Raw genomic sequence first — 12,715 nt, 5'->3', positions numbered from 1 at the left:
TCACATTATTAATAATTATAATACAAGTACTGTTATTTTTTAATTGGGTGTAATTCGCTATGTAAATTAAATTACAGACACGATTAAATAATTTTTAAAATATGTTAAGGGATTTACAATAAAATAAATGGATTTTAGTATTTTGGCCTCCAAACTGAAATTATAATTGTTGATGGATAAGGTGATTCTAAAAAGGGCGGGGGAAATATGGAAAGAAATTGGGCAAAACAAAAAACCAGAGGAATTACAAGTTGAGGTAGAAATATATAAAAAGATGCTCAACTTGTTTCAGGTGGGTGACTATTGCTATTTTATTTTTAGTCCACCACAAATGCAGATGGAATATACCAATCCTTCCATTACCAAGCTAATGGGTTATACACCAGAAGAATTTACCCTGGAACTGTTCTTGGGCGCGATCCATCCTGAAGATTTACAGCAATACCTGAATTTTGAAGCAACTATTACAGCGTTCTGGCAGAATCTGCCGCCAGAAAAGGTCTTCAAATACAAAACGCGTTATGATTTTCGTATACGCTGTAAGGACGGTAATTATAAAAGGCTGCTCCAACAAGTAGCGGTTATTCAAAGTGATGATCAGGGTGCAGTACTTAGAACTTTTGTGATATTTACCGATATTTCGCAGTTTAAACAAAGCAGTAAAATGGTGCTTTCTATCATGGGACTGGAAGGAGAACCTTCTTATATTGATATCCAGCCCGTTGAGACCATGCTGCCACATAAAAATATCCTCACTAAAAGGGAAATAGAGGTCTTTCATCTGCTTATAAAAGAGCTTCAAACGAGCCAGATTGCAGAATTATTGCATATTAGTCCGCACACGGTGGCTCAGCACCGCAAGAATATTTTCAAAAAAACAGGCACTACTTCTGTATTGCAATTATTAAAACTGGGATTAGAAAAAGGCTGGATATAATCAATAGCATGTACCCATTTGGCAATATAGCAATATGTTGTCTTATCGGTTAATTTTTAGACCTATAATATAAATTCCTTGCGGACACTTTTGCTTGATCGACTTTACCATCCTTGCATACGGCAATAAATAAAAGGATTCAGCTTAACTATTCATCGGATATTGGATTGCTTCAAATCCTGTTACTTTTTTTTCACTTAGTCTAAATTGGTAATTTTAGATTTCATCAATACTTCTTAACTTTGCTGAAAGCATTTTTAATGATTAAAACGGCTATTCATGACAAAAGTTATAGCAGCAATCAATATGACCCTGGATGGATATTGTGATCATACAGGAGGAATAGCAGACGAAGCATTACATGAACATTATAGCCAATTGATCCGTCATGGTGGCGCCATTTTATATGGCAGCGTTACCTACCGGTTAATGCAATACTGGCAGGATTTGATACATAAGCCTACTGGCAATAAGTCGATAGATGATTTTGCACTGGCAATAGACAACATTCCCAAAATCGTCTTTTCAAAATCATTAAATACCCTTGATTGGGACACGGCAAAACTTGCATCGAGCAGCATTAAAACAGAAATTTCAAGGTTAAAAAAAGAAATGGATAGGGATATTTTAATTGGAAGTCCGAGCCTGATCATCCAGTCAATGAAGTTAGGCTTAGTAGATGAACTGCAACTATGCGTTCACCCGGTAATTCTGGGAAGCGGCCTGCCGCTATTTAAAGACATAACAAATCGTACCTTATTGAAACTACTTAAGACTAAAACATTGCCTTCAGGTGCAATAATTCTTTATTATGCACCGAATTAAAAATGGGGCAATAAGTAAACTTAAAGGTGAAAAGGCTTTTATACATTAAAGAATTGCGACCCGCGGTCATTAATTCGTAACATATATGTTGATTGTTTTATCGATGAATGCAATAACTCGATTATATTTTTAATTTCTAAGCTCCTTATTTTTAGTTTAATTCGGGTAGTGCATTGATAATAACTGGCCATTTTTTTCAATTCAACATACAGAAATTAAATAACGAGTTACTACGTGTAATACTTTTATGGAATATTTGCCTCTTCCCATAAACTAATTTTGAAACTTCATCTTGGTCCTCAAAATAGATAATTCTGGTTATCAATAGGCTACTTTATTTAAATGTAAATGAATATTAAATTCACTTAAATTTATCCAAAATAATTATAATTTGCTGGGCATTTAACAGTTTGTAATATTTTTAAATGGGTAATTATGCAGGATCTGAGTGCTTATGACGATCACGAATTAATGGATTTGATTAAGAGGGACAATCAGGTGGCATTTGAAACGCTGTTTGATCGTTATGGTGCGGTTTTAATCAGTCACACCCACCGTAAGCTTTTGGACATGGCAGCGGCAGAGGATGTTGTCCAGGATATATTTATTAAACTGTGGGAGAGAAGGAAGGAAATTAATTGTGATAATATTGCCGGATATTTGTTTACCTCTGCCCGCCATATGGTTTTGAACGTGATAAAACACCGCCAAGTCATTGTTCGATATGAAAAAGATTTTAAGCATTTTGTTGAAAATCACCCTATTAACTCCACAGAGCATATTATTCAGAAAAAGGAACTGGAAGCCATTTTAATGGCGGAGATTGATAAACTCTCACCTAGGATGCGGCAGGTATTTATACTGAGTCGTCAGGAAAATTTGAGCCATCAGCAGATTGCGGACCGGTTAGGCATTTCCAAATTTACAGTAAATGATCATATAAAGGCCTCTCTTAGAATCCTCAAAACCAAAATAGGCCTGATCCTTTTGCTTATTTTATGGTCCAACCATTTTAATGGTTAATCTTTTTTTTGAGTTTATATCCCTATGCCCCTTATTTGAATTGTTATTATAATAGCAAACCCATACCATGGAACCAATAGATTTAAAAGAACTGATTCAAAAATACCTTGATGGCCAGTGTTCTGAAAAGGAGAAGGCCTATCTTGAAGCATGGTATGCGGATTTTAATGCTGAGAACGAACTACCATTGCCAGGTGAGTTGAGCGAGGAGTTATTGTTGCGCACGACAAAAAAGATAAAGCAATCTGTTTTTCAAAGCATCAATAAAAACCAGGCAGGTGCCAAGCATAATGGGAAAGGTTTTGATTTCAGGATGCTTGCCGCAAGTATTGCGGCGCTGATTGTTCTGGTGGGCGGCATTTTTTTATATCTAAGCCATGCTAATTCTAACAAGATGATGGCAGATGTGCCGCCTGGTGGTAATAAAGCTTTTTTGATTTTGGGTGATGGCACTTCCTTAAATCTGGATTCTGTAAGTAACGGTCAGATTGGCCTTCAATCCGGGAGCAATATTGTAAAGCTTAGTAACGGCAAAGTGATATATCAGGGGGGCGGTTTAAAATCACCCCTAACTAGTACAAGAAAAGCGGATCAAAAGATCACCTATAATACCTTAAAAGTACCATTAGGCGGTCAGTATAACCTGACCTTACCTGATGGGACAAAGGTGTGGCTGAATGCAGGATCGAGTCTTAAGTTTCCGGCTTCCTTTGCGCAACTCTCCAATAGGCGGGTATATTTAACCGGAGAAGCTTATTTTGAAGTGTTTCATGATCCAAAACACCCTTTTTATGTCAAAACCAAAGGGCAAGAGGCCCGGGTGCTTGGAACACACTTTGATATTGAAGCCTACGATGACAGTAAAGCGGTTAAAACAACACTGTTAGAGGGTAGTTTAAAGGTTGTAAGTGAAAGCAAAAAGGACAGCTGTTTATTGGTGCCTGGTAAACAAGCCGTTTTAACAGACCAGTTAAAAGTGAGAAATGTTGATCTGGATGCCGTTATTGATTGGAAGGACGGTTATTTTATTTTTAGTAATGAATCATTGCAAGATATTTTAACGAAGGTAGCCAGGTGGTATAATGTATCGGTGGTATATCAAAGCCATGCGGAGCATATTAAATTGGACGGTATTATTTCCAAAAATACGCCGCTCTCAGAAGTGCTTTCGCTATTATCGGCAACCAATAAAGTGAATTTTAAAATTCAGGGCAAGGTTTTATACGTCGTGAAATAATTTCAGGTATATATAGAGTATTCCAGGCATGCAAAGCGTGCATAAGGCAACCGGCAAAAAAATCTTTTTTGCCGGACAGGCAATGGATTGCCTGTAGGGCCCCCATGCTATTATTTATAATGTTTATCAGTTAATTGGCTTTTCTCAAAAAGTAAATATTTAATCACAATGAAATTGAATCGCTTGAAAAAAAACAAACAAAGGTGGTCCAGACGAGGCAAAATGAAAATCAGGATGCGGTTAACCTCGCTACTCATTTTTGCCGGCCTGATGCATGTTTATGCCCTTGGGCTTGCCCAAAATATTAATTTACATAAAAAAGGCATCAGTTTATTTGAAGCTTTTAAAAGTATCGGGAAGCAAAGTGGGTATAACATTATTTATAATGCAGGTCTGATAGGCGGATCAGAACGCGTGGATCTGGATTTAAACAATGCGACGATCAACACAGCGCTTGCTGATTGTCTGAAAGGCAGAAAGCTGAGCTATACCATTAAAGGTAAATCCGTGATCATAAAGGCCGCAGAAAAGAAGCCGCAGATTGCAGTTGACAAAATTAGTCCCGCTCAAAAGCAAGTGCCCGATGCTACCATTCAGCAAAAGGTGATTACCGGAAAAGTAACCGATGATCAGGGCAAGCCAATGTCAGGGGTGAGCGTCATTGTCAAGGGTACAACCCAGGGAACCGCTACAGATACGCATGGTGTGTTTCAGATTATTATACCAACCGGATATAGTAGATTGGTATTTAGCTACGTAGGATACGAGCAACTGGAAATAGAAGTGGGCGATCAAAAGATAATCGATGTTGCCTTAAAACCCGCTATCGCCGAAAAAAATGATGTGGTCGTGGTGGGGTTTGGTACCCAAAAAAGAGAGAGTATGGTCAGTGCCATCACAACAGTGGATGTACAAAAGATCCGTCAGCCATCCAGTAATCTAACCACCATGTTTGCAGGCCAGATCCCCGGGATGATTGCCTATCAAAGAACCGGCGAGCCAGGTAAAGACAATGCTTCCTTTTTTATTCGTGGTCTCAGTGCATTTGGATCCGGCAAACAGGATCCACTTATCCTGATTGACGGCATCGAATCCAGTACCAATGATCTGGCCAGACTGCAACCCGATGATATTTCCAAATTCTCCGTATTGAAGGATGCTACAGCGGTTGCCGTATATGGCGCTCGTGGCGCAAACGGTGTACTGTTGATTACAACCAAGGCAGGGGAAATCGGATCTGCAAAATTTTTCTTCAGAATGGAAAATTCTATCAACTCCAATACAGAACATATTAATTTTGCTGATAATATCACCTATATGCGCCTGGCCAATGAAGCGGCGCTTACCAGAGATCCACTGGCAGCCACGCCTTATAGCCAAAATAAGATAGATCAGACCATAGAGGGGGCCAATCCCTTACTATATCCCAGCAATGACTGGATTCATACCATGATAAAATCCTATACCTATAATCAGCGGTATAATTTAAATGTTATGGGAGGGGGCAAGGTTGCCAGGTATTATTTATCAGGTACCTATAATGTAGATAACGGCATCCTGAGATCCAATCCAATTAATAATTTTAATAATAATATCAAATTAAAAAACTACAATATCCGCTCCAATGTGGATTTGAATGTGACACCTACCACCAAGGCTGCCGTAAGAGTCTATGCGCAGTTTGATGATTATAATGGTCCTAATAATGGAGACGGGGGACGCATCTTTAATAATGCGGCCTATTCCAACCCCGTAGCCTTTCCGGCCATATATCCTTCCGATTATATGCCTTATGTTAATCACCCCTTATTTGGAAACGCCGTCATACCTGGCAAACAGGATCTGTATGTGAATCCCTATGCCTATTCCGTTTCTGGCTACTTTCAAAGCTTCGGATCCACCATCAATGTTCAGTTTGATGGTTCTCAGGATCTGAAATTTATCCTGCCGGGCCTTAATTTCAATTTTATGGCCTATGTAAAAAGGTATTCTTATTATTCAATCAATAGAAATTATAATCCATTTTTTTATAATGCTGAGAGTCTGGATAATAAAAATATATCCAGCCTATACGTGCTCAATGACGGAGGACCAGCCTCCATTGGCACCGTTGGCTCAGAATACCTGAGTTACACAGAATCCTCCAAGGACGTTAGTTCCATGTATTATGCACAGGCGACATTAAATTATAATAAAAACTGGGGAGCGCATACGGTCTCCGGGATGCTGACAGGACTTATGCAAAGTCAGACGCAGGGTAATTCCGGTAGCCTGGCTAAGTCCTTACCTCATAAAAATGAAGGCCTATCCGGTCGTTTTACTTATGGGTTTAAAGAGAAGTACCTGGCCGAGTTTAATTTTGGTTATAACGGTTCAGAAAGATTTGCGGAAAACAAACGATTTGGCTTTTTCCCCTCCATAGGTGTTGCTTATAACATATCCAAGGAAAAATTCTTTGATCCATTACTGGACGTTATCAACAAAATGAAATTAAGGTTTACCTACGGGGTAGCTGGTAATGACCAGATTGGTAATTCAGATGACCGCTTTTTCTATCTGTCAGATGTCAATATGAATGATAATGATTACGGATCCACCTTTGGATTGGATTATGGTTATTCCAGGCCAGGCATATTTATTAACCGGTATCCCAACCAAAGCATTACCTGGATGCATACTCGCCAATATAATCTGGGAATGGATCTGACCCTCTTTAAAAATCTGGATATGGTTATAGAGCTATATAAGAGAAGTACCGATAATATCCTAATGAGCAGAAGCTATATTCCTAATTCCATGGGGCTGATGTCTACACCTGAGGCCAATACCGGTAAGGCTGAAAATAAAGGGATAGACTTCCTGGCTAACTATAATGCACACCTCAGCAAAAACACCTGGTTGCAGACCCGAGTCAATCTGACTTATGCCACTTCTAAGACCTTGGTTTATGATGAGCCGATTTATCCGGATAATATTGCTTACCTGAGCCGTGTCGGCTACCCGGTAGATCAGGTATTTGGTTATATCGCCGATCATCTCTTTATTGATGACGCCGAGGTGAGAAACAGCCCGACACAAACCTTTGGTGAGTATATGGCTGGGGATATTAAATACCGGGATGTGAATGGAGACGGTTCCATCAACCAAAATGACCTGGTACCGATTGGCTATCCGACTACCCCTGAAATCATCTACGGGCTTGGGTTTTCCTTTGGTTATAAACGTTTTGATATCAGTTCATTTTTTCAAGGCTCTGCCCGTTCCTCTTTTTGGATAAATCCGGAAAATATTTCCCCATTTGTCATTAATGGCAGCTATCAGAACAACCTGCTAAAGGCCGTTGCCGAGGATCACTGGTCTGAAAATAACCGCAACAGTTATGCCTTCTGGCCCAGGCTCAGCGACCGCTTTATTGGCAATAACAATCAGACCTCCACCTGGTGGATGGAAGACGGCACCTTCCTTAGGCTTAAGACACTGGAATTAGGTTATTCATTTCAGGTGCCATCCTTAAAATCCGTCGGGTTCAAAAACGCCAGGGTATATGTAAATGGCAATAACCTCTTTGTATGGAGCAAATTTGACCTCTGGGATCCGGAAATGGGGGGCAATGGGTTGGGATACCCGATTCAGCGTACTTATAATATTGGGATTAATTTTAATATTGAGTAGCCTGTAACCCGTTTGCTACACCTGATTGTTCGAACAAACAGAAAAACTTAAGAAACAATGAAATTAATAAACATACAAAAAATCACAACCGCTATCACCCTTTGCTTGGTTTTGAGTAACATACTCAGCAGTTGTAAAAAATTTATGGACGTAGTGCCCGATAATGTGGCGACTATTAATAACGCCTTTACCTTAAGAAATGAGGCCGAGAAATTTTTGTTTACCTGCTATTCCTATGTGCCCCATGATGGAGACCCGAATAGTAATATCGGTATGCTGGCGGGCAATGAAATTTGGCTGTCCACTTCCAAAAGAGATCTGAGCGTTCAGGCCTGGGATATCGCCAGAGGCTATCAGACTTCTTCTACCGTTATCTGTGATTATTGGGGTGGTGGCAACGGTGGCATCAGACTCTTTCAAGGCATCTCCAATTGCAATATTTTTTTAGAAAATATTGCCGATACCAATAAGGTTAAAGATTTGTCAGCCACGGAAAGAGCCAGATGGATCGGAGAGGCCCTGTTTTTAAAAGCTTATTATAACTACCTTTTACTTAGGTCCTTTGGCCCCATTCCGATTAATGACAAGAATCTGCCTATTTCTGCGTCTCCCGCTGAAGTAAAGGTCTATCGGCAACCTTTTGATTCCTGTGTAAACTATATTGCAGGCCTATTGGATTCGGCCTATACCTTACTGCCGATGACCATTTTAAACAGAGGAACGGAACTAGGCCGGGTAACAAAACCCATTGCCGCAGCCATTAAGGCCAAGCTCTTGGTGCTGGCGGCCAGCCCTTTATTTAACGGCAATCCGGATTATGCTAATGTAGTGGATAACAGAGGTGTGCACTTATTCAATAGCCAGGAGGATAACAATAAATGGATACGCGCTGCAGCTGCCTGCAAGGCAGCCGTTGACGCGGCTAATACAGCTGGCTTTCATCTGTATTATTATCCAAAATCTTCTTTGACCAATTTATCGGACGCTACCATTACCCAACTAAATATACGTCAGGCCATTTGCGATAGGTGGAATAGTGAAAAAATCTGGGGGTTGTCTAATTCCAGGGTGGGATATCTGCAAAACGTCACCATGGTAAAACTTGCCTCGCAGTATTCAAATATATCGGGTGCCAGGGGGCAATTTGGGGCTACCCTAAGAATGGCCGAGTTGTTCTATACTTCCAATGGTGTTCCCATTAGTGAAGACAAGACACTGGATTTTAATCAGATCAATCAGTTAAGAACCGCCACCCATGAAGAGCGTTTTGACGTAAGCGAGGGATATACGACTGCCAGACTCAATTTTGACAGAGAGAACCGGTTTTATGCTGACCTGTGCTTTGACGGCGGGGTATGGTATTTACTTAGCAGCCCTTCCGGCAGTGATGAAGATACTTATACGCTCCAGGCAAAACTTGGCCAATATGGGGGCAATAACGAAATCGGTTATGAGAACCAGACGGGTTATTATATTAAGAAGTTTGTCGATTATAATTTCTCCTACAGCTCTAACGGCGTTAATGTAAGAGAATATGAATGGCCGGAAATCAGGGTAGCGGATATTTACCTTCTTTACGCTGAAGCGCTTAATGAAAGTCAGGATCAGCCCACCAGTGAAGTATACCGGTACATTGATTCAGTACGCAACCGGGCCGGACTTCAGGGGGTTGCGACCTCCTGGACAAATTATTCAAAAAGTCCTAATAAGTATAAGACCAAAAATGGCTTGAGAGAGATAATCAAGCAGGAACGTCGCATAGAAATGGCCTTTGAAGGCACGTCTTACTGGGATTTAAGAAGGTGGAAGGATGCGGCCGCTGAATTTAATACAGCAGTTGTTGGATGGACTACCAATCAGTCATCTGCTATTTCCTATTACCAACCGCGTACCCTGTTTCAGCAATCCTTTGTGGCACCCAGAGATTATTTGTGGCCTCTGTGGATTAATGAATTGAGAACCAATAATAATCTAGTACAAAATCCAGGATGGCCTAAGTAAAAAAATCAAAGTATATGAAAAATCGATTATATAAATTAAAAAGTTTCGGATATCCAGTAGGGATATTGCTGCTATTGCAGATGCTATTTTTAAACTTAAACTGTAAAAAAGATGGGGTGGTACATGCTTCGCTCAGCCAAAATGAGACAATCCCCAATTAATATCCAATATCACCATAGACAATGGTAAAGGAACGGCCATTTTACATTACACAGTCCCAGCCGACCCCAACCTGTATTACGTAAAAGCCGTCTATGAGACTAAAAAGGGTGTTCAAAGGGTGGTAAAGGCGTCTTATTATGAAAATCAACTAATACTGGACGGCTTTGCTGATACACTTGAACATACGGTGGAAATCTTTTCAGTCAACCGTGCTGAAAAGCCTCTAAGCCTATTGAAGTCAAGGTGAGACCGTTAATCAGTCCAATTTGGGAAGTCTATAATTCCTTAAAAGTATCCCCTGATTTTGGCGGGATAAATATAAAAGCCCTCAATGACGAGAAAGCCGATGTCGCCATTCAGCTATTAACCAGACAAAAAGGGAATTGGGCACTTTATTCTGGTATATATACCTCTACGGATTCCATTGATAACTCGATCAGGGGACTGGATACAAACGCCATTCAGGTGGCCGTGTATGTTAGGGACAAATACCAGAATACAACAGATACGCTTTTTACAGAAATATCGCCTCTTTACGAAGCCTTACTGGATAAAAGTAAATTTAGCAGAACAAATTTACCTGGCGAACCTACCTATGATTTTTACAATCAAAATTCCAAAGGGCTTACGTCTCTGTGGGATGGTAAAACCAGGGGCGACGCCTGGCCGGATGTTGTCTGGACCAACTCCAACAGTATTGAAGCGCAGCACGTGACCATTGATATCGGCGTAGCGACCAAGCTTAGCCGAATGGTAATTTTTGAATATTCAGAAAATGCGACGCCGAGTTCCAGTGGATTAAGGAATTACTTTTATGGAGGTAACTTAAGGAAATTTGAAGTCTGGGGCGCTACTGAGCCTGCCAGTGACGGTAGTTTTAACGGCTGGGATCTATTGGGTAGTTATGAAGTCAAAAAGCCTTCAGGATTACCATATGGGTATCTTACCCAGGATGATTTTAATCAGGCAGCGGCTGGATTTAACTGCACCTTCCACTCCGGAGATAAAAAATACAGGTATTTAAGGATCAATTCTCTTCAAAACTGGTTGGGTACCACTTATATGACCCTTGTAGAAACCAATGTATATGGTGATCCCAGAAATTAAACCCACTTAGAAGCAAAAAAAATAAATGTTATGATTGGTAAATTGAATATTAAAAATAGCCATTTCGGGGCCCTGGCATTTCTAATTATGCTGTTATGGGCCGTAGGCAGCTGCACTAAAATGGATGATTATAAAAGGATTTTGTAAAAGGAGATTTGGTTTATCCCGCCAAGCCCGATACGATTTTGGTTTATTCGGGCGATTATCGCGTTTTGCTTAAGTCTGTACTGAGCTCCGACCCCAATATTGTAAAATCGCATATCTATTGGGACAGTCGTACGGATTCTGTGGATGTGGATGTACATAGAACCGGCGCCTCAGATACCACCAGCCTTGTGATCAGCAAACTGCTGGAAGGAGCGCATACTTTTGAGCTCGTAAATGAGGATGCAAGCGGTAACCGGTCTGTTCCGGTCTTTGCCATCGGAACGGTCTATGGGATAAATACCGCGCCTCACTCAATAACAGGCCAATTGAATCCTCCTTTTTGGATACCGGTCTGCAGGTTCATTTAAAATTTGCAGATTTGGATTTGAGTGCAGGGCCAATCCTGACAGAAGTTCATTACCTTACATCTGATAATGACTCTGTCAGCTTTAAAATAGGGATGGAGCAACAAGACACGCTGCTAAAAGATTATAAAAAGGGGAGCGCTGTTGTTTACAGAACTTATTACAGACCCGATAGTCTTTGCATTGATACGTTTAAAACGGCATATGATACCTATACACCGGCCATTGAGAATGTATGGGTGGATCTTACGACCAAGTATCTGTTAAATGCGGGCAATCCGTTTTATTACGACACATGGGACGGCGGGAGATGGGGTAATCTTGCCGATTGGACAACCACGGATAATGTAAAAAATGCAGGCGGATACGGTGGATATGAGGTTAAAAATCATTCGATGATTGCCATGGAGTCCGGATGGGGGAAGCCTTCCATCACCAATGGCAAAATCTACCAGTCTTTATATTTACCCTATAGTGGCAAATGGAGAATGACCGTTAACATGAATGACCTGAACGATCAGGGCAGAAAATATATAGTAGCCGCACTTGGCCAAAATTTCCCAGATATTGAACATGCAGAGGATCAGAGTTTGGCTTATTACGAGTTCTCTTCTAATCACGGCGGAGATAATATCAGTATTACTTTTAGCATTGATACACCTGGTTATGTGACGCTAGGCTTCTTAGCCAGTATGACAGATAACGGCTCCTTCTATGAGGTTAATTACCTGAAACTAGAATACAATTATAGTAATTGATGCTAGAAAAAAGACCGCTACAATCAGATTAATTTTAGGATAGATAGTTGTTTTAGGGTTTGACTGTTAAATGGCCTTCCTGTAGCATACAGGAAGGCTTTTTTTGGGGGGTGCCTTTCCTGTTTAAATTGGTTAAAAACTAAATATTATAAGAGGTCTTTTTGTAATTCACTAATAAGAAAGTAGTATATCCGATCCGATTGGAATGAAGGATAGTTGGTCCTTGTTAAGTATTCTAAAAGGCAAACTTGCTACTCGTTTTAATGAGTATATTCCAGGGGATCACCTTATTTAAAACAACCGGACTATTTTAAGATATGCCTTACCTTAAAATATCCTCATCACCTGCATAAGAAATTGAACGATATTAAAAGAACCTAAAGTTTTATTAGGTATACAGGCCTCTTGTAGAATAAAAATCATTACCTGAATAAAGACAGTAGGATAACGCTAATGTATTGGTGTTGGTGCTGCAACTGAA

General features: G+C 40.3%; 10 protein-coding genes and 1 pseudogene. All 11 read left to right on the top strand.

The window, feature by feature from the left end:
• The first annotated feature begins 172 nt into the window (after positions 1 to 172).
• The 11 genes and pseudogenes from FSB73_RS20680 (at position 173) to FSB73_RS20635 (ending at position 12,234) form a co-directional block, all read left to right on the top strand.
• Positions 173 to 937, top strand: coding sequence for a LuxR C-terminal-related transcriptional regulator (locus FSB73_RS20680; protein ID WP_146786655.1), 765 nt, complete (start codon positions 173 to 175; stop codon positions 935 to 937).
• Positions 938 to 1,216: 279 nt separating this feature from the next.
• On the top strand, positions 1,217 to 1,762 hold the full coding sequence (locus FSB73_RS20675; protein ID WP_146786653.1) for a dihydrofolate reductase family protein: 546 nt from the start codon (positions 1,217 to 1,219) through the stop codon (positions 1,760 to 1,762).
• A 435-nt stretch (positions 1,763 to 2,197) separates the two neighbouring features.
• Complete coding sequence (locus tag FSB73_RS20670) at positions 2,198 to 2,785, top strand: RNA polymerase sigma-70 factor (RefSeq protein WP_146786650.1); 588 nt, start codon at positions 2,198 to 2,200, stop codon at positions 2,783 to 2,785.
• 67 nt (positions 2,786 to 2,852) lie between these two features.
• Entirely contained in the window at positions 2,853 to 4,022 is a 1,170-nt protein-coding gene (locus FSB73_RS20665; protein ID WP_146786647.1) for a FecR family protein, read from the top strand.
• 183 nt (positions 4,023 to 4,205) lie between these two features.
• Positions 4,206 to 7,694 (top strand): TonB-dependent receptor, encoded by a 3,489-nt coding sequence (locus tag FSB73_RS20660; protein WP_225974231.1) that lies wholly within the window; start codon positions 4,206 to 4,208, stop codon positions 7,692 to 7,694.
• 144 nt (positions 7,695 to 7,838) lie between these two features.
• Positions 7,839 to 9,695, top strand: a complete 1,857-nt coding sequence (locus FSB73_RS20655; RefSeq protein WP_225974230.1) for a RagB/SusD family nutrient uptake outer membrane protein — start codon at positions 7,839 to 7,841, stop codon at positions 9,693 to 9,695.
• Positions 9,696 to 9,709: 14 nt separating this feature from the next.
• Positions 9,710 to 9,856, top strand: a complete 147-nt coding sequence (locus FSB73_RS23385; RefSeq protein ID WP_158639638.1) for a hypothetical protein — start codon at positions 9,710 to 9,712, stop codon at positions 9,854 to 9,856.
• Entirely contained in the window at positions 9,856 to 10,104 is a 249-nt protein-coding gene (locus FSB73_RS27820; protein ID WP_146788663.1) for a DUF4959 domain-containing protein, read from the top strand. The genes FSB73_RS23385 and FSB73_RS27820 overlap by 1 nt, the downstream gene beginning before the upstream one ends.
• Positions 10,101 to 10,964: a DUF5000 domain-containing lipoprotein gene (locus FSB73_RS20645; protein ID WP_146786641.1), complete on the top strand. Its 864-nt coding sequence runs from the start codon at positions 10,101 to 10,103 to the stop codon at positions 10,962 to 10,964. Before FSB73_RS27820 ends, FSB73_RS20645 begins: the two co-directional genes overlap by 4 nt.
• Positions 10,965 to 11,119: 155 nt before the next feature.
• A pseudogene (locus FSB73_RS20640) lies at positions 11,120 to 11,610 on the top strand (DUF4998 domain-containing protein); the annotation flags it as partial.
• 105 nt (positions 11,611 to 11,715) lie between these two features.
• On the top strand, positions 11,716 to 12,234 hold the full coding sequence (locus FSB73_RS20635; RefSeq protein ID WP_225974881.1) for a DUF5013 domain-containing protein: 519 nt from the start codon (positions 11,716 to 11,718) through the stop codon (positions 12,232 to 12,234).
• Positions 12,235 to 12,715: the final 481 nt, after the last annotated feature.

The sequence above is a fragment of the Arachidicoccus ginsenosidivorans genome (genome assembly GCF_007971385.1).
Taxonomy (GTDB): Bacteria; Bacteroidota; Bacteroidia; order Chitinophagales; family Chitinophagaceae; genus Arachidicoccus; species Arachidicoccus ginsenosidivorans.
Note: the sequence above shows the minus strand (reverse complement) of the source record. Positions and strands in the feature narration are given on the sequence as shown.

Coding starts and splice junctions, on each gene's coding strand:
- FSB73_RS20680 (WP_146786655.1), top strand. CDS start 173: ATGGATAAGGTGATTCTAAAAAGGGCGGGGGAAATATGGAAAGAAATT.
- FSB73_RS23385 (WP_158639638.1), top strand. CDS start 9,710: ATGAAAAATCGATTATATAAATTAAAAAGTTTCGGATATCCAGTAGGG.
- FSB73_RS20655 (WP_225974230.1), top strand. CDS start 7,839: ATGGACGTAGTGCCCGATAATGTGGCGACTATTAATAACGCCTTTACC.
- FSB73_RS20675 (WP_146786653.1), top strand. CDS start 1,217: ATGACAAAAGTTATAGCAGCAATCAATATGACCCTGGATGGATATTGT.
- FSB73_RS20665 (WP_146786647.1), top strand. CDS start 2,853: ATGGAACCAATAGATTTAAAAGAACTGATTCAAAAATACCTTGATGGC.
- FSB73_RS20670 (WP_146786650.1), top strand. CDS start 2,198: ATGCAGGATCTGAGTGCTTATGACGATCACGAATTAATGGATTTGATT.